Annotated in this window: 18 protein-coding genes and 1 pseudogene; 15 read left to right on the forward strand and 4 right to left on the reverse strand. The window is 61.4% G+C overall.

Going from position 1 to position 17,605, the window contains the following annotated elements:
• Positions 1 to 142: 142 nt before the first annotated feature.
• On the reverse strand, positions 143 to 2,233 hold the full coding sequence (locus ASF70_RS10845; protein ID WP_062579633.1) for a S9 family peptidase: 2,091 nt from the start codon (positions 2,231 to 2,233) through the stop codon (positions 143 to 145).
• A 405-nt stretch (positions 2,234 to 2,638) separates the two neighbouring features.
• On the opposite strand from ASF70_RS10845, the gene ASF70_RS10850 reads away from it, so the two are divergent.
• Positions 2,639 to 3,016: a DUF930 domain-containing protein gene (locus ASF70_RS10850; protein WP_062454786.1), complete on the forward strand. Its 378-nt coding sequence runs from the start codon at positions 2,639 to 2,641 to the stop codon at positions 3,014 to 3,016.
• Between the two features lie 23 nt (positions 3,017 to 3,039).
• Here ASF70_RS10850 and ASF70_RS10855 read toward each other — a convergent pair whose 3' ends face one another.
• A complete protein-coding gene (locus tag ASF70_RS10855; RefSeq protein ID WP_062453493.1) occupies positions 3,040 to 4,212 on the reverse strand; it encodes an AI-2E family transporter in 1,173 nt (390 codons plus the stop codon).
• A gap of 104 nt (positions 4,213 to 4,316) precedes the next feature.
• On the reverse strand, positions 4,317 to 5,180 hold the full coding sequence (locus ASF70_RS10860) for a VOC family protein (protein ID WP_062579634.1): 864 nt from the start codon (positions 5,178 to 5,180) through the stop codon (positions 4,317 to 4,319).
• A gap of 322 nt (positions 5,181 to 5,502) precedes the next feature.
• Between ASF70_RS10860 and ASF70_RS10865 the strand changes: the two genes are divergently transcribed.
• The 4 genes from ASF70_RS10865 (at position 5,503) to ASF70_RS10880 (ending at position 8,218) form a co-directional block, all read left to right on the forward strand.
• The gene (locus tag ASF70_RS10865) at positions 5,503 to 6,168 is read left to right on the forward strand and encodes a hemolysin III family protein (RefSeq protein ID WP_062453491.1); all 666 of its coding nucleotides are present in this window, start codon (positions 5,503 to 5,505) and stop codon (positions 6,166 to 6,168) included.
• A gap of 89 nt (positions 6,169 to 6,257) precedes the next feature.
• Positions 6,258 to 6,758: a GNAT family N-acetyltransferase gene (locus ASF70_RS10870; protein ID WP_062579636.1), complete on the forward strand. Its 501-nt coding sequence runs from the start codon at positions 6,258 to 6,260 to the stop codon at positions 6,756 to 6,758.
• Between the two features lie 95 nt (positions 6,759 to 6,853).
• Positions 6,854 to 7,264, forward strand: coding sequence for a cupin domain-containing protein (locus ASF70_RS10875; RefSeq protein ID WP_062580205.1), 411 nt, complete (start codon positions 6,854 to 6,856; stop codon positions 7,262 to 7,264).
• 69 nt (positions 7,265 to 7,333) lie between these two features.
• Positions 7,334 to 8,218, forward strand: coding sequence for an aldose 1-epimerase family protein (locus ASF70_RS10880; RefSeq protein ID WP_062579638.1), 885 nt, complete (start codon positions 7,334 to 7,336; stop codon positions 8,216 to 8,218).
• A gap of 76 nt (positions 8,219 to 8,294) precedes the next feature.
• Here ASF70_RS10880 and msrB read toward each other — a convergent pair whose 3' ends face one another.
• Positions 8,295 to 8,705 carry a peptide-methionine (R)-S-oxide reductase MsrB gene (gene msrB / locus ASF70_RS10885; RefSeq protein ID WP_062454782.1) on the reverse strand — a complete coding sequence of 137 codons (411 nt, stop codon included), beginning with the start codon at positions 8,703 to 8,705 and terminating at the stop codon, positions 8,295 to 8,297.
• Between the two features lie 173 nt (positions 8,706 to 8,878).
• Here msrB and ASF70_RS10890 point away from each other — a divergent pair, with 173 nt between their 5' ends.
• From ASF70_RS10890 to ASF70_RS10945, 10 genes and pseudogenes are all read left to right on the forward strand, one after another.
• Entirely contained in the window at positions 8,879 to 11,311 is a 2,433-nt protein-coding gene (locus tag ASF70_RS10890; RefSeq protein ID WP_082471860.1) for a putative monovalent cation/H+ antiporter subunit A, read from the forward strand.
• A gap of 295 nt (positions 11,312 to 11,606) precedes the next feature.
• A pseudogene (locus tag ASF70_RS10900) lies at positions 11,607 to 12,014 on the forward strand (Na+/H+ antiporter subunit B); the annotation flags it as partial.
• Between the two features lie 134 nt (positions 12,015 to 12,148).
• Positions 12,149 to 12,526 carry a Na+/H+ antiporter subunit C gene (locus tag ASF70_RS10905; protein WP_062453487.1) on the forward strand — a complete coding sequence of 126 codons (378 nt, stop codon included), beginning with the start codon at positions 12,149 to 12,151 and terminating at the stop codon, positions 12,524 to 12,526.
• A 9-nt stretch (positions 12,527 to 12,535) separates the two neighbouring features.
• Positions 12,536 to 14,152, forward strand: coding sequence for a Na+/H+ antiporter subunit D (locus ASF70_RS10910; RefSeq protein WP_062579642.1), 1,617 nt, complete (start codon positions 12,536 to 12,538; stop codon positions 14,150 to 14,152).
• The gene (locus ASF70_RS10915) at positions 14,149 to 14,622 is read left to right on the forward strand and encodes a Na+/H+ antiporter subunit E (protein WP_062453485.1); all 474 of its coding nucleotides are present in this window, start codon (positions 14,149 to 14,151) and stop codon (positions 14,620 to 14,622) included. The genes ASF70_RS10910 and ASF70_RS10915 overlap by 4 nt, the downstream gene beginning before the upstream one ends.
• Positions 14,619 to 14,972, forward strand: coding sequence for a cation:proton antiporter (locus ASF70_RS10920; RefSeq protein WP_062579644.1), 354 nt, complete (start codon positions 14,619 to 14,621; stop codon positions 14,970 to 14,972). The genes ASF70_RS10915 and ASF70_RS10920 overlap by 4 nt, the downstream gene beginning before the upstream one ends.
• A complete protein-coding gene (gene mnhG / locus ASF70_RS10925) occupies positions 14,969 to 15,313 on the forward strand; it encodes a monovalent cation/H(+) antiporter subunit G (protein ID WP_244474029.1) in 345 nt (114 codons plus the stop codon). Before ASF70_RS10920 ends, mnhG begins: the two co-directional genes overlap by 4 nt.
• A 414-nt stretch (positions 15,314 to 15,727) precedes the next feature.
• Positions 15,728 to 16,159, forward strand: coding sequence for a MucR family transcriptional regulator (locus ASF70_RS10930; RefSeq protein WP_062453483.1), 432 nt, complete (start codon positions 15,728 to 15,730; stop codon positions 16,157 to 16,159).
• Positions 16,160 to 16,369: 210 nt separating this feature from the next.
• Positions 16,370 to 16,810, forward strand: coding sequence for a helix-turn-helix domain-containing protein (locus ASF70_RS24610; protein ID WP_082471862.1), 441 nt, complete (start codon positions 16,370 to 16,372; stop codon positions 16,808 to 16,810).
• 260 nt (positions 16,811 to 17,070) lie between these two features.
• Entirely contained in the window at positions 17,071 to 17,601 is a 531-nt protein-coding gene (locus ASF70_RS10945; RefSeq protein ID WP_200943536.1) for a DUF6456 domain-containing protein, read from the forward strand.
• Positions 17,602 to 17,605: the final 4 nt, after the last annotated feature.

Here is a 17,605-nt window from a genome sequence, read left to right on the forward strand (position 1 = left end):
CGGGAAAACCGAACGCCGCCAGGGCATATGCGCGTTTCCGCATATCCAAAACGATTTTTCCCACAAAAAAAGCCGCAGCACCCGATCGAGGCGCTGCGGCGATTGTCATTCGAGGTGACCGATTCTGCGGCGATCCGCCCGGTCAGGCTTTCCCGGCCACCTTGATCGCGAATGCATATTCGAAGGCGATCTCTTCCAGACGCTGGAAACGCCCCGACTTTCCGCCATGGCCGGCAGCCATATTGGTCTTGAGCAGGATCGGTGCCGAGCCGGTCGAGAATTCGCGAAGCTTCGCCACCCACTTGGTCGGTTCCCAGTAGGTCACGCGTGGATCGGTGAGGCCGGAAATGGCAAGGATCGGCGGATAGGGTTTTGCACCCACGTTGTCATAAGGCGAGTAGGCGGCGATCCACTGGTACTCTTCCAGGCTCTCGATCGGGTTGCCCCATTCCGGCCATTCCGGCGGCGTCAGCGGCAGCGTATCGTCGAGCATCGTGTTGAGCACGTCGACGAACGGAACGGCCGCGATAATGCCCGCGAACTTTTCCGGCGCCATGTTGGCGATCGCGCCCATCAGCATACCGCCGGCCGAGCCGCCTTCGGCAATGATGTTCTCATAGGACGTAAAGCCCTCGGTAACCAGGTGGTCGGCAGCGGCGATGAAATCCTTGAACGTGTTTTCCTTGGCTTCCATCTTGCCCTCTTCGTACCAGGCAAAACCCTTGTCCTTGCCGCCGCGGATATGGGCGATGGCATAGATGAAGCCGCGATCTGCCAGTGACAGGTTGTTGGTGGAGAACGATGCGGGGATGGTCATCCCATAGGCGCCGTAGCCGTAGAGCAGGCAAGGCGCGGTGCCATCAAGCGGCGTGTCCTTGCGGTAAAGCAGCGACACCGGCACCAGCTCGCCGTCATGGGACGTGGCCATCACGCGGCGGGTCACGTAATCTGCGGCATTGTGGCCGGAGGGGATCTCCTGCGTCTTCAAAAGCGTGCGCGTCCGGCTCACCATATCGTAGTCGTAGAGCTGGGTCGGCGTCGTCATCGACGAATAGGAAAAGCGGATGACGGTGCTGTCATATTCGGCAGCGCCGGAAAGCCCCAGCGAATAGGCTTCCTCGGCAAAGGCGATCGAATGTTCCTCGCCGGTCCGGCGGTCGCGGATGATGATCTCCGGCAGACCCTGGTTGCGCTGCAGCCAGATCAGGTGCTGCTCATAGGCCATGTGCGAAATGATCAGCCGGCCGGGCTCGTGCGGTACGATCTCTTTCCAGTTCTCCTTGCCCGGTGCCGCAAACGGCGCCTCGACGATCTTGAAGTCCTTGGCATCGCCGTCATTGGTGAGGATATAAAAGACATCGCCGCCTTCGGTCATCGAATACTCGATGCCCTCTTCGCGCGCCGCCACCAGCTTTGGTTCCGCGGTGAGGTCGGAGGTCGGGATGAGGCGGTATTCCGAGGTTTCGTGGTCGTGGATATCGAGATAGATCACGTCGTCCAGCAGCGATCCGCCGACCCCCATGAAGAAGCCCGGATCCTTTTCCTCAAACACTAGCCGGTCGTCCGACTGCGGCGTGCCGAGAATGTGGTGGAAGACCTTGGAGGGACGATGGTTCTCGTCCTGCAGCGTATAGAAGAAGCTCTTGCCATCAGGCGCCCAGACGCCGCCGCCGGCAGTGTTTTCCAGCACGTCCGACATGTCTTCGCCGGTCGAAAGATCGCGCACCCGCAGGGTAAAGTATTCAGAACCCTTGTCGTCGTAACCCCAGATGCCCTTGGAATGGTCCGTCGCATGGTCGATTCCGGCCAGACGGAAATAATCCTTGCCCGTCGCTTCCTTGTCGCCGTCGAGAAGGATCGTCTGATCGCCGCCGTCGCGCGGGGTGCGGAAATACTTTGGCTGCTCGCCGCCGGTGACGAACAGCGATCCGTAGGCAAACGGTCCGTCCTTCATCGGCACGGAGGAATCGTCTTCCTTGATGCGACCGCGCATTTCGGCAAACAGCGTCTTCTGCAATGCAGCCGTGTCGCCCATCGCCGCTTCCATATAGGCGTTCTCGCCCTCCAGATGGGTGCGGATCTCAGGATCGAGGATCGACGGATCCTTGAACATCTGCTGCCAGTTGTCGGCCCGGAACCAGGCATAGTCGTCGGTGCGGGTAATGCCGTGACGGGTATCCGTCACCGGCTTCTTCGCCGCGACCGGAGGCGTGGGCAGATTTTCGAACGGCATTTTCGGGGAGGGGGCCAAGGAAGCACTCCGAAGTCATGAAGGGAGTGCCAGAGATAGGGACGGCCGGACCATGAGGCAAGCGGGCAAGCCGCCTGAGCCTACTTCTTCTCAGGCTCGCGGGACTTGGCGAGAGGGGCGAGGTCACGGTGCTGCTGCTAGAATATGAAGGCGACGACCAATGATAGCCCAATGCCACTCATCAGGAATACCATCGCCAGTTCGGCTGTCATCTGTTCAGTCCTCCAAGCATGATACCAATTCCGGCCCTATCCACCTAAAGAATACGCGCCAGGATAATTCCCGCTCTGGTAGGTGGTCAACGACGAATCCGTCTTTTAGTTTCCGCCCCGTCCGAGTCACTTTGGATAGGATTCCATGACGATACTGCTGCCCGCCCGGGCATCCATGACAGGCGCTCTCCTGATTTGCGCCGCCTCCACCCTGCCTGCCCACGCGCTCGACGGCCGCATTGTTCGCCAGCTGAACGCCCTTGCACCGGAAGAAAGAGTCGAACAGCGCTGCGATCTCGAGGCGATGGATCGCCTGCGCAAGGAAGGCGATTTCCGCCCCGATAAGGTGATTGCCTACACGTTTTCAGACCCGGTCGGGAACGACAACGGCCTCAAGGCAACCGGCGCAGCGTTCCGCAGCGGCGGTGACTGGTTCAAGCTGAAATTCAAGTGCGAGACCAACGCTGAAGGGCTCAGTGTCACTGCCTTCGACTACAAGGTCGGGTCGAAGATCCCGCGCGAGGAATGGGACAAGTACTACCTTTACGACTGACGGGTCGCCGACATCGCCGGGCTTTAGCCCGGCAGATGCGGAACGGTCTTCTTTTCTGGAAACAGTTCCGACAGTACGGTCATCATGATCAGCGACAGGGGCAGCGCCAGCATGGCGCCGACGGCACCCCACATCCATGTCCAGAACAGGATGGCGACGAACACGACAAAGGGATTGATCTCCCACTGCCGGCCCATGATCGCGGGGAAGATCAGGTTTTCCATCAGCAAGTGCACCGAGAAGAACACGATCGCGGGCAACAGTCCAAGGAGAAGGGTGTCATGCGTGATGATGCCACCTGCTGCAACCGCGAGGGTCATGATCGTGATCCCGAGAAACGGGATGAAGCTCGACAGGAATGCGAACAGACCCCAAAGAAGCGGCATGCTGAGGCCGCCGAAATAGGCGATTGCGATCATCACGATGCCGAGACCGAGATAGAGCACGCTCGCAGTCGCAAAATAATAGCCGAGAACCTGATCGATTGCGTTCAGCACACGGATCGCAATCAGCCTCTGGTGACGCCGCGGGAAGGCGAGGATGAGGGTACGGCGAAGTCTTAGCCTGCCGTAGAGAAACAGAAGCAGCGCCGCAAAGAAGATCATGCCCTGCACGACGGCCGGCGTCAGATTGGCGGTAACGACGCTGAGGATGTTACCGGAATTCTCCAACAGCGCCTGCATCGACATCGGACCGGTTTCAAAAGTGGCAGGCGAGATGTTCAGCCATTCCTGACGCTGCAGAAATGGCATCATCCGGTCGATCATGCGTTGCAGAAAGCTCGGACCTTCCTGGATCATCATGGCAAACGGTTCGGCCAGCGCGTTGACGACCAGAAAGACCGCGGCGAACACAGCGCTGGAGAGGATGATCGCAATGCCGAATTTGGGTACGCCCAGGCGGCCAAGCTTGTCCGCGACCAGACCGAGAATCAGTCCGACGACGACGGCAAGCGTGACAGGGATAAGCACCAGCGACATCATGTGGACGATGGCGAAGAACACGATCGCGAAAATGCCGATCACGGCCCAGGCCTTGGCGACTTCCAGCGCCTCGCGCCCCAGCACGAGGCTCTCATCGGCGTCTTCGCTCTCCAGGCCGGAAATGACGGCATCCTTGCGATGCGCAGACCGGTTGGCGGCAAAGTCGATCAGCCGTTTTTTAGGATTGGCTGCGCGCGTGCTCGTCATGGCCATGAATTGTCTGATGTCCTCGTTGTCGCGATCAACGCAAAAACAGTGTTCCGGTTCCGGAATACTGCTCAGGTTTACGATCGCAACGATCAGGAATTCAGCGCGCGTTACGCAGCAAGCGTCAGGCCGATGCCCCACGGGTCTCTGAGAGCCCAGCCCTCGGCGGTTTTGGTTGTCGCGATTTCATGCTTTTCCAGTGCGGAAAGCGCGTTCGCCAGGGCCGACTGATCGTTGAACTTCACGGTGTAATCGGAAAGCCCGGTCATGTTTTCAAGCCGGGTCGTCGCGCCGCGGCTGTTCCAAACGTTGGCAGCGATATGGTGATGGTAGTCGCCGGTCGCGAAAAAGCTCGCACCGGGATACCGCGCCATGATCTTCAGGCCCAGCACGTCGCGGTAAAAGGCGTCCGCCTGCGGAATGTCGCCGACCTGAAGATGGATATGACCGAGCGCTGTTCCCTCAGCCATTCCGGCAAATGCCGCCTGGGGCGCGCTGTTATAAAGCTCCTGAAGGTTCAGCCGGTCGGTCGCCATCGCCACGGTGCCGTCCTGATGGTAGGTCCATTCCGTGGGCGTGCGGTCGCGGTAGATCTCGATGCCGTTGCCTTCGGGATCGGAAAGATAGAGCGCCTCGCTAACCAGATGATCCGATGCGCCTTCGAGCTGGATATTGTTATGCGCTGCATGGGCCAGCCATTGGGCAAGCTCAAGGCGGCCCGGCACCAGAAAGGCCGTGTGGAAGAGGCCGGCCGCATTGCGCGGCGCGCGGGCCACGTTGCCGCCCGTCGTCAGCGTCAGAAGCGGCACGCCGGCGACGCCCAGAACCTCACCGCTCGGCGTCTTTTCAAGCACCGAAAGCCCGATGATTGTCTGGTAGAAACCGGAGACGCGAGCAAGATCGTTGACCACCAGATGCGCCCGCCCGACATGCAGCGGGCGGCTGAGTGCAAACGGCTGCTGCTGTTCTGTCATGATCTGTCCTCCAGCTTTCAACGGGATTGAAATGACGACGCGCCATGCGCAATCTTTCCACATGTTATGCGCGCCCTCGATCGTTCACGCTAGTGAGTGGTTCGGCGATAGATTGTTCTCGATTTATTGACGCTCGGGCGGCGGCCTCTAGCCGTACAGGCTTGATTGCCGCCGTTCCCGCACCATCCGGAACCGGCTCGTGCGGCCACAGTTTTAGGCTCATGACCAAGAGTTGAAACCATCGGAAATTTATTGTGAATCGCGCAGTCTTGCCAAGCTTTCCGCTCGGCCCCATTCTTGGGACCGGTATGGAAGGTGGGTAATGAGCGATCTCTTCAAATTTGGCAGAAACTACGATTTTCACGAGATCGTCGCGGATGGGATTGTCCATGGCATCGGACTGGTCTTCGCCCTGATCGGCGCCACGGCCCTGATCTTTTACGCCACCATGTGGTCGAGCCATGGCGAGATCGTTGCCGCCTGGATTTACGGGATCGGGCTGATCCTTTGCCTGTCGATCTCGTTTACCTACAACATATGGCCGCACTCGCCGACCAAGTGGCTGCTGCGGCGGTTCGACCATTCGGCGATCTTCATCCTGATCGCCGCCACCTATACGCCATTCCTTCAGCGCGGCGCCTCTGACCCTTGGATCTTCGGGATGCTGATCGCGATCTGGGCGACAGCGATTTTCGGTATCCTGATCAAATGCTTTTTCCCCGGCCGGTTCGACCGGCTGACCATCCTTCTCTATCTGGCCATGGGCTGGAGCGGGTTGATGGTTGCCGAACCTGTCTCGGCCTATCTCCCACCGATCTCCGCCTTGCTGATCGTCATCGGCGGCCTGATCTATTCGCTCGGCGTCATCTTCCACGTGTGGGAAAGACTGCGCTTCCAGAATGCCATCTGGCATTCCTTCGTCGTCGCGGCGGCTGCCGTCCACTATAGTGCAGTCATGACCTGCTTTAGCCTGTCGGCCAGCGCCTGACCGATCGTGTGCGCAAGACGCCAGCCCGCTTTACACACTGCGGCCGTCTGATAAAGTGGACGGGCAATCACTATAATGGACGATAGCCAGTGCCCCCTTTGATCCGCGATGCCACCGAAGCCGACCTGCCTGCGATCCTCGAGATCTATAACGACGCCGTAGCCAATACGACGGCGATCTGGAACGAGACGCTGGTCGATCTCGCCAACCGTCGCGACTGGTTTGCGGCACGCCAGGCGAGAGGATTTCCGGTTCTGGTCGCCGACGAGGACGGGGTCGTCAAAGGCTACGCATCCTACGGCGACTGGCGCGCCTTCGAGGGCTTCCGGCACACGGTGGAACATTCCGTCTATGTGCACCGCGAGGCCCGCGGCGAGGGCATCGGCCGTCTGCTGATGCGCGAGCTGATCACCCGCGCCGCGTCGAACGGCATTCATGTGATGATCGCCTGCGTCGAAGCGGGCAACGCCGCCTCCATCCGTCTGCATGAAAGGCTCGGTTTCCGCCTGACCGGCACGTTTTCCGAAGTCGGCATCAAATTCGGCCGCTGGCTCGATCTTGCCTGCATGGAGCTCAGGGTCGCGGGCTGACGTCCTTCGCTTTCTCGTGGCACTTCCGTCCGAACGGTCTATATGCTGGCTGACATCGCATTCGCATCAATCGCATGACGACGAAGGATCTTTCCATGGATATCAAGCGTGTTGGCTCGCAGGCCTCCAAGAAGCAGCCGGCAGAGTATTTCACCGGCACAGTCCGCCTCGATCCGCTGAATACGGCGCCAGCGCCGGCCCGCGTCGTTGCCGCATCGGTCACGTTCGAACCCGGCGCCCGCACCAACTGGCACACCCATCCGCTCGGCCAGACGCTGGTTGTTACCTCGGGTTCCGGCCTCACCCAGACCTGGGGCGGCCCGGTCCGGGTAATCCGCGCCGGTGACGTCGTCTGGTTTCCGCCGGGCGAAAAGCACTGGCACGGCGCATCGTCGCAGACGGCCATGACCCATATTGCCATCGGGGAAGCGCTCGACGGCAAGACCGCCGACTGGATGGAGGCTGTCAGCGACGATCAATATGCGATTCCCCCGGAAACGGTCTGATCGTCATCTAACCGACGCGCAGGGCAGGCAATCCTGCGCCTCAAGCCTGAAATTTGCCAGGAGAGCCGCATGTCCGCTGCATCAGATGATACCGTGACCCGCATCGCCAACGATCGTATCTCCGTTGAAATCTCACCCCTCGGTGCGGAAATGCAGTCGCTGAAGACGGCGGATGGCCGCAACTTTCTCTGGAACGGCGATCCCGCCTTCTGGGCCGGCCGCTCGCCGATCCTTTTCCCGATCGTCGGCAAGGCGCCCTCCGATACCGTGGTGATCGAAGGCAAACCCTATCCTATGGCGCAGCACGGTTTTGCCCGCCGCTCGACCTTCACGCTCGCCGCGTCCGAGGAGACCAGCTGCCGCTTCGAGCTTGCATCATCCGATACCACCCGCAGCGTCTACCCGTTCGATTTCCTCCTCGCCGTCACCCATTCGGTCGACGGTTCGAAACTCACGATTTCGGCGGAGGTGGAAAACCGCAGCGACCGGCCCATGCCGTTCGGCCTCGGTTTCCACACCGCCTTCCTCTGGCCGCTGCCGGGTGGAGAAGGCCACGCCCATACGATTACGCTCGACAACGGTGGCGAACCGGCGATGACGCGCCTGTCCGGCGGGCTGATCGACCCCACGCCACTTGCCTCGCCGTTCACGTCCGGCAAGCTGACGCTGTCGCACGACATGTTCGATGAAGACGCGATGATTTTCGCAGAAGGTGCCGGAACGGGCCTGACCTATGCGGCGGAAGGCGGCCCGGAGCTGAAGTTTTCCTTCGACAACCTGCCAAACCTCGCGCTCTGGCAAAAGCTCAACGGCCCTTTCCTCTGCATCGAGCCCTGGCACGGAACGGCCGCCCAGAACGGGACCAGTGCCGATCTCGAATCGCGTCCCTACACCGTCACGCTGCCCGCCGGGCAAACCGCGCGATTTGCGTTCACGGTCGAGTTGCCGGGGTAAGCCAAACGAAAACAGCGGCCCGGATGGGGCCGCTGTCAATTTCAAGTCGGTACTTTGGTGACATCCGTCCCGCTGACTAATCTGCCGGGCGGAAATTCATCGAGTGGCCGTTGATGCAGTAGCGCAGGCCGGTCGGTGGCGGGCCGTCTGGGAAGACGTGGCCGAGATGGCCGTTGCAGGTGGCGCAGCGGACTTCGGTGCGCACCATGCCGTGCGTGGTATCACGCAGTTCGGTCACCGCATCGGGGCTGACGGCCTCGAAGTAGCTCGGCCAGCCGCAGCCGCTGTCGAACTTGGTATCCGACACGAACAGATCCGTGCCGCAACCGGCGCAGCTGTAGATGCCTTTATCCTTGGCGTTCCAGTACGGCCCGGTAAAGGGACGCTCCGTGCCCGCCTGGCGCAGGATCTGATACTGCTCGGGCGTCAGCTCTTCGCGCCATTCTGCATCTGTCTTCTGGACTTTCTTGGTGATGACGTCGGACATCTGAACCATCCTTTCATTGTAAGCCATAGATAGGTGCGTTCAGCCTGTCGATAAAGGTCACGGTGCCGTGTTTCTTGCCCGTCAATGCTTGAGGGACAGACGGGTTTCCCTTAGAAACCGTGGGGCGCTGCCGCTCGGCAGGGATTTGCGAGGATACTCAACGGGAGGGGACCATGGCCGCCACCACGCCGGCATTGACCTTCGCGGCACTCATGCTGCCGTTTCTTGCAGCACTTCTTGCCCCCATGCTCTCGCGCCTGATGGGCCATCGCGCAGCGCTTGTTCTCGCACTTGCACCCGCCTTGGCCTGCCTTCATCTCCTGAGCTTCCTTCCGGAAATTGCCGCCGGAGAATCTGCCACGGGCGGCTATGTCTGGGTGCCGAGTTTCAACCTGTCCTTCTCCTGGTTTCTCGACGGCCTGTCGCTCACCTTCGCGCTGCTGATCACCGGCATCGGCACGCTGATCGTGCTGTATTCCGGCGCCTACATGAAGGGCCACCCACAGCAGGGCCGCTTCCTCGCCTTCATCCTGTTCTTCATGGGTGCCATGCTGGGATTGGTCGTCTCCGACAGCTTTCTCATGCTGTTCGTCTATTGGGAACTGACCTCGATCGCCTCCTTCCTGCTGATCGGCTTCGATCACGACCGGGCAGAGGCACGAAGGGCTGCGCTGCAGGCGCTGGTCGTCACCGGCGGCGGCGGGTTGGCGCTTCTGGCCGGCCTTGTTCTCCTCTGGAACGTCACCGGCATCACCCAGCTGTCGCTTCTTCTGCATTCGGGCCTGCCGCTCAGCGCCAGCCCGCAGTATTTCGCCATTCTTCTTCTGGTTCTCGCCGGCTGCTTTACCAAATCGGCTCAGTTTCCGTTCCATTTCTGGCTGCCCAACGCCATGCAGGCGCCGACGCCCGTCTCGGCCTATCTGCATTCGGCAACCATGGTAAAGGCCGGCGTCTATCTCCTGATGCGGCTGCAGCCGGTTCTCGGCGATACGCCCGCCTGGGAAATCCTGCTTCCCTTCTTCGGCGGCATCACGCTGATCTCCGGCGCGCTTCTCGGGTTGAGGCAGACCGACCTCAAGATGATGCTCGCCTACACGACGATGGCCTCGCTCGGCCTCATGGTGATGCTGACCGGGTTCGGCTCCGACCATGCGATCGAGGCCGCGGTGCTTTATCTCATCGCCCATTCGCTGTTCAAAGGCGCGCTGTTCATGGTGGCCGGCGCCATCGACCACGAGACGGGCACGCGCGAGATCTCGAAACTCGGCGGCCTGCGCAAGGCGATGCCCGTCACCTTTGCAGCGGCAGCGCTTGCGGCCCTCTCCATGGCCGGCCTGCCGCTGTTCTTCGGATTTCTCGCCAAGGAAGAGATCTATCTGGCGCTCGTCGACGGCAATCCGCGAGCGATCTTCTTTCTCTGCCTCGCCGTCATCGGCAACGCGCTGATGGGAGCGCTGGCGCTGGCTATCGGTTTCAAGCCTTTTCTCGGTCCAAACCGCCCGGATCTTGGGCCCGTCCATGAAGGGCCATGGGGTCTGTGGCTCGGCCCCGTCGTTCTCGCGCTGCTCGGACTTTTAGCGGGCGTTTTCTCGGGCACCGCGCACCAGTATTTTTCGACGCCCATGGCAAGCGCCGTGCTGCATGAAAACACGGTCATCGACATCTCCACCGTACCGCATCTCGGCCTGCCGCTTCTCCTCTCGGTCCTCACCCTGATTCTTGCGGGTCTGGTCCTGTTGCAGTTGGAGACGGCACGCGGGTTGATGCGAAGACTGTTCGATGCGCTCGGTCCCGGGCCCGATCGCGGTTTCGACCATGCGGTTCAAGGCCTCATCCGCCTGTCAGTCGTCTTGACCCGCATTCTCCAGCCCGGCCGGCTGGAAATCTATGTCACCGCCACCTTCATCCTTTTGGCGCTTACCCTGCTGGTGCCGCCCTTCCTGTTCAACGAATTCCCTGCCATGCCGGCGTTCCCGCAGACCGTTGCCCTGCACGAATGGGTGTTTCTCGGCATTGCCGTGATCGGTGTTGCGGCGGTCCTGCGCGCGGCCGACCGGCTGACGGCAATCGTCGCGCTCGGCATCCAGGGCTTTGCCATCGCCGTTCTCTTCCTCCTGTTTGGCGCGCCGGATCTGTCGTTCACCCAGTTCATGGTCGAAACGCTCTCGGTCGTCATTCTGGCGCTGGTCATGACGCGCCTCCGTCTGACGCCGTCCGATCACCGGCCGCTCCTCCAGCGCCTGTTCGACGGCACGATAGCGCTCGCCTGCGGCACCGGCTTTACGCTGCTGCTGCTGAAATCCGTGGAGACGCCGTTCGACAACGCGCTGACGGATTTCTTCAACGCCTATTCCAAGGTCATCGCCCACGGCGCCAACGTCGTGAACGTCATCATCGTCGACTTCCGCGGCGTTGACACGCTGGGCGAAATCGCCGTCGTCATGATCACCGGGCTCGCGGTTCTGGCGCTCGTCCGGGTCCGGGCGGGGACGAAGACCGAACTTGGGGCAGGGGGTGCGAAACGGACGGCGACCGCTATCCCCATTGGAAAGACAGCGGCCAAAGCCCCGCAGGCCAAACCATCGACCGGGAGACCAGACCGATGATCAAAGCCCGGACACTTCCCCCAACGTCCCTCATTCCTGTGCTTGTCACAGGAACCCAGCCGCGGCGCGTCCGCGCCGTGAATGACGCGTCTCGCGCGACCACCTCTCCCGCACCCAAGGACTTGGGTGCGCTGGATGCCTGTGACGAGCACAGGAATGAGGGGAGTGTGGAGCAACGTCGCGCTGGCAGGGTGAAGCGCAGTCGTGCTGGACGGCTGGGCCACGGGAATACGGCAAGTCTGAACCACAGGAACGAGCGGCGGGTGACAGAAAGCTTCGAACAGGTGGCCCTGCCATGAACACCATCATTCTTCGCACCGTCGCGCCGGTCGTCACTGCACTGACGCTGCTCTTTTCGGTCTTTGTTCTGTTGCGCGGCCATAACGAGCCGGGCGGCGGATTTATCGGCGGTCTGATCGCTGTGTCGGGTCTGGCGATCTACGGGATTGCATTCGGCACCGGTGCGGTGCGCCGGGCCTTGCGCTTTCATCCGATGGCAATCGCCGGGGCGGGCCTTCTGATCGCCATGCTGTCGGGCCTCGTGTCGATCTTTGCCGGCGTGCCCTTCATGACCGGGCTGTGGATCACGCCGAGCCTGTTCGGCACGGACATTCCGCTGTCGACGGTCATATCCTTCGATCTCGGCGTTTACCTCGTCGTGCTCGGCGCCATCACCTCGATCGTGCTGGCGCTGGAACAGGAACCCGGTCCTGAGTTTCCCGCTCCGGCACTGCGCGGCACGACGTCGCGGCGCGCCGAAACGGCTGCGTCCGCAAGAGAGGGCGCGCCAGATCCGGTGACAAAGAAGAAGCGCCGCAAATCGGGAGGAAAACGCTGATGGAAACGCCGCTCGCGATCCTGATCGGCCTCTTCTTTTCGGCCGCGATCTATCTCATGCTGTCGAAATTCACCGTCCGTATTCTCCTTGGCGTCGTGCTGCTCGGCAATGGCGTCAACCTGCTGCTGTTTACCGCCGGCGGCCTGACGCGCTCGGTCCCGGCGATCATTCCGGCGGGCGCAGACACGCTGTCCCATACCGCCGCCAACCCGCTGCCGCAGGCGCTGATCCTGACGGCTATCGTGATTTCGTTTTCGTTCTTCGCTTTTCTCCTCGTGCTCACCTACCGCGCTTTTCAGGATCTCGGCAGCGACAATTCCGACGAGATGCGACTGGCGGAACCCCGCGACGAACCATCGCCGCCGATGGGATATTGAGGACGTTTGATGGCATCCCCCGCAACATCCCCCGTTGATCTCGCAGCCGCCCTGGTCCTCACACCGCCGCCGCTCGGCGACTGGCTGGTGATCCTGCCCGTCGTGCTGATGATCGGCGCCGGCGCAGTCCTCCTGATGGTGCGCAAGTCCGTCCGCCTCCACGGCGGGATCGCCATTGCAGCGCTGCTTCTGCTCGTCCTCGTCAATGGAAGCCTGCTTTTGCGGGTGATCGAAAACGGCCCGGTGACGATGGTCATGGGCCGCTGGCTGCCACCGTTCGGCATCGCCTTCACGGCCGATCTGTTCGGTGCCACGATGGCACTGACGGCCTCGCTTGTGGCACTCGCCGCCGGCATCTTCGCGCTCAGGGATATCGATGGCTCCGGACGGCGCTACGGTTTTTATCCCTTCCTGATGCTGCTGATGGCGGGCGTCTCGGGTGCCTTCCTCACCGGCGACATCTTCAACCTCTATGTCTGGTTCGAGGTCCTGCTGATTTCCTCGTTCGGCCTTCTGATCCTGGGATCACGACCCGAACAGATCGATGGCGCGCTCAAATACGCGGTCCTGAACCTGATCGCCACGACGCTGTTCCTGATCTCGGTCGGGTATCTTTATTCGCTGTTCGGCACGCTCAACATGGCCGATATTGCGCTGAAGGCCGGCGACCTCTCGGGCACGGCACCGCTCGTCACGCTGACGGCGCTGTTTACCTTTGCCTTTGCCATGAAGGCGGCAGCCTTTCCGCTCAACTTCTGGCTGCCCGCCTCCTATCACACGCCGCGCATCGTCGTGTCGGCGCTGTTCGGCGCGCTCCTCACCAAGGTTGGCATCTACGCGCTGATCCGCGTCACGGTCATGCTTCTGCCGGTGGAGCGAGAGGTGCTGAGCCCCGCCATTGCCACACTCGCCATTCTGACACTGATAACGGGTGCCCTGGGTGCGCTGGCGCAGAGCGATATCCGCAAACTTGCCGGCTACCTTGTCATCGCCGGCATCGGCAACATGCTGGCGGGCGTGGCGATCGGGTCTCCGGCCGCCATTTCCGGCGCCATCTTTTATGCGCTGCATTCGATGGTGGCGATGACGGCGCTCTATCTCGTGGTCGGCGAGGCGGCCCGCCGCGCAAGCCTGCTTTCCGGGGACGAAAACCAAGCAAACCGCTGGTCGCTGCATACGCTCGGCGGGCTCTACCGGTCGTCGCCGGGTTTCACGGCGGTGTCACTTCTTGTGTTCCTCGCCGTCGCCGGCCTGCCGCCGCTGTCGGGTCTGTGGCCGAAGATCATGCTTCTGAAAGCCGCGATGGACATCAACGCATGGTGGCTTGCCGCCGCCATTCTCGTCTCTTCCTTTCTCGTCACCCTCACGCTTGGCCGGATCGTGCTTCTCGCCTACTGGCGGCAGGGGCTCGAACCGGAAGCCGGCCTTGAGCGACAGACCGCAGTTCGCGGCGACTGGCGTCTTTCGCTACCGCTTGGCGCGCTTGTTCTCCTGGCCGCCGGGTTCGGCCTGTTTCCGGAACATCTTCTGTCGCTGACGCAATCGGCCGCCGAGGGACTTGCCGGCCCGTCCGCCTATATCCGTTCGGTCTTTCCGGACGCCCTGCCGTCGGGAGGCATAAGATGACGTCATTCATCCGCGCTTGCGTCTTTGCCGTCATCTGGGTGGCGATCACGGGCAGCGCCACCATCCTCAACCTTGTGTTCGGCTTTGCCGTCGCAGCGCTCGCGCTCTGGGTCGTGCGTGGCGAGATCGACCGCGCCAGCCGTAAGATGCGGATAGGCCGGATGCTCTCGCTCCTCGTCCTGTTTATCAGGGAACTGGCGATGTCGGCCTGGAAGGTCGCGGTCCTTGTCACGAGGCCGAGGCTCGACGTCAAACCCGGAATTTTCGCCTTTCCATTGACGGTCAGCCGCGATTTCGAGATCACGCTGCTTGCCAACCTCATCACGCTCACGCCGGGCACCCTGTCGGTGGATGTTTCGGCCGACCGCAAGTTCCTCTTCGTGCACGCGCTTGACGCCTCCGATATCGACGCGACCAAGCGGGAAATCGCTGACGGTTTCGAGCGCAAGATCCTGGAGGCATTCGAATGACCGTGTCCGATCCGTCCCTGGCCGCGACGATCCTGTCTGTCTCCACCTGGATTGCCATGGCGGTCCTGTCGGTCGCGTTCCTGTTGACCATCCGGCGGGTGGTGGCGGGGCCGACGCTGCCGGACCGTGTGCTTGCCCTCGACATGCTGGTCGGCATCGTCATCGGCTTTATCGCGCTGATTGCCATCCGAACCGGCTTCAACCTCTATATCGATATTGCCATCGCGCTCGGCCTCGTCGGCTTCCTGTCGACCGTCGCCTTTGCCCGCTTCATCATGCCGCGCGTCACCGATGCCGCGAAAGATCCAGCGACATCCGGCAAGACACGCGTGCAAAGGAGGAAACGCTGATGGATCTCGTCGTTTCGCTTGTCGTCTCCGTCCTCGTCCTTGCCGGCGCCTGCTTTTCGCTGATTGCCGCAATCGGCATCAACCGGCTGCCGGATCTCTATACCCGCATGCACGCAGCCTCGAAGGCCGGCACGGTCGGTTCGGGTCTGCTGCTGCTCGCTGTCGGGGTCTATGCCGAGGATCTGCCGGTCCTTGCCCGCGCAATTGCAGGCTTTCTGTTCTTCGTCCTGACGGCCCCGGTTTCGGCGCATCTTCTGGCCGTCGCTGCCCGCCGCGCCGGCTATCCGATGAGCGAACATTCGCTCCACGATGAGATGAAAGCGCACGAAGAATCAATATAGAGGCCGCAATTCGAGCTATAAGCCCGTCATAAAGGCGTCTTTTTTCGATACACTATCAGTTATCAGGTCTTCCCCCGGCTTTACCATCAGAATTCGATCGGCATTACTAGATTTCGCAGTTGGATTTTGGGGGTCCGGATGCTAATTCAGGTGCAGTAGAACCCTGAAATTGTTCTCTTGCGGATTATTTCTCGTGTAAAACGCACAATACGTCTCAGAATTGTGTGCCTATGCGGGAATTGTCCGAAGTAAACAATGTCCGGTGGTATTTATGATCGGCTTTGCGCGCGAAACTTAGGGGTAGGTTTCAGTCTTCGGACAGTGCGCGGGCAGTGGAATGCCATCGTGGTTCTGCAGGATGCGGGTGTTGGTCGGCTCTCGCAACCGTCCGCGAATTACGAACAGGAGACGAAAATGACAGAAATCGCATTGGGCAAAGGCCCGGACCTGCTGGTGGAACTGACAGCAGATATCGTGGCTGCCTATGTGAGCAACCACGTCGTTCCGGTCGGCGACCTTTCAGGACTGATTGCCGACGTTCATACGGCACTGAGTGGCACGGCATCGCCGACGCCCGTCGTGGCCGTGGTTGAAAAGCCGAAGCCGCCGGTCCCGATCAAGAAGTCCATCGAGGACGATTACCTGATCTGCCTGGAAGACGGCATGAAGTTCAAGTCGCTGAAGCGACACCTCATGACCCATTACAACATGACGCCGGAAGAATACCGCGAAAAGTGGGGCCTGCCGTCCGACTATCCGATGGTCGCTCCCGCCTATGCGGAAGCCCGCTCGCGTCTTGCAAAGGAAATGGGCCTCGGCCAGCGCCGCAAGCGCGCCAAGGCTTGATCAGCCTCTGACAGACGGCAGTTGTAACACTGCCAATCAAGAGAACCGGGCGCATGCCCGGTTTTTTGTTGTCTAGAGATAGGAAAAAAATCATAATTAGATTCCTGATGCTTAGCTCGGATGGCGGCCTCTAGGGTGCATTTCGTATTTCCATCCGTCTCTTCCTCCGCTACCGTATGTGAATTAATTCCTAGAAGTGGAGGAGCTGTCATGCCTGCCGAACCGTCCGCCGGGGCAATACCCGTTTCGCCCAGCCTCAGCGTTTCCGGCCGTTCCACCGCACGGATGGCCGCCGGCGCATCCGCGCCTTCCGGGGTAACGCTTCGAATCGGTCGAAAGCCGAAACCCACATGCCTGATCGTGTTTCAGCTCGTCTCCGAAATGGTGTTCCTCTTCGGAGACCGGGTCATGGTCCGGCGCGACCGCCGAAGGCTTGCCGCCCATTCCCGCCAGATCGCCATGTATGTCTGCCACGTGGCGCTGTCGATCTCGGTCGATGACATCGCCGCAAGCTTCGGCCGGGAGCGCTCGACCGTCGCCCATGCCTGCCATCTGGTCGAGGACCGTCGCGACAACCCGGCCTTTGACGATTTCGTTTCCGCCGTCGAACGGATGGTCACCTCCGTCTTCGGTGAAGCGGATGAGGGCTGAAGCTGAAAGAGGAGACGGGTCGATGAAGGATGAAAAGAGCAAAGAGCGTCTGCGTCTTGTGCGCTTGCTGCGCCAGCTTTTGAAAAACGACGGCGCGATCTCGGATGTCGAGACGGCGCATGGTCGCGACCTCGTGCACCAGGCCGTGTCGCTCGGCCTTGCTGTCCAGCAGGATGGCCGGCTTTCGGCGTCGGCTGAGGCCATGTCCTATCTGCGCCGGGTGATGGTGGAGCGGGAGGAGGAGGGGTTTGCCGCTCAGCATGGCGAGATCGAACAGGTCGGGCTGGTGGTGGAGGGCACACGCCAGACGGGTCCGCCGCAATCTCGCCGAATCGCCGCTCGGCACTGTCGCAAGGCTGAAGGACAGGGACGGGTCGGCCTTCCTGCCATCAGCCGCCGTCGAGGCGGGCGAGCGGCTGCTTGCCGATTTCACCCGCGGCCAGTTGCAGCCGAAGATCACCGCCTCGTGGGAGCCGCGCCTGTCCAGCCGTGCTGATGGCGGCCGCGGCGGGCAGGCGGATGTGGCCGGCAGCGCCATCGACGCACGACGCCGGTTTGGTGCGGCCGTGGAGGCGATGGGACCGGAACTGTCGGGCGTCGCCGTCGACGTCTGCTGCTTTTCGAAAGGGCTGGAACTGGTCGAACGGGAGCGGCAATGGCCGGCACGCTCCGCCAAGCTGATGCTGCGCACCGCACTTCTTGCTCTCGGCCGGCACTACGATCCGCCGCGGCCGGATCCCCGCCGCCGCAGCCACAGTTGGGGAGCAGACGATTACCGGCCGATCCTCTGACGAC

Source organism: Rhizobium sp. Leaf321, from assembly GCF_001423215.1.
Taxonomy (GTDB): Bacteria; Pseudomonadota; Alphaproteobacteria; order Rhizobiales; family Rhizobiaceae; genus Neorhizobium; species Neorhizobium soli.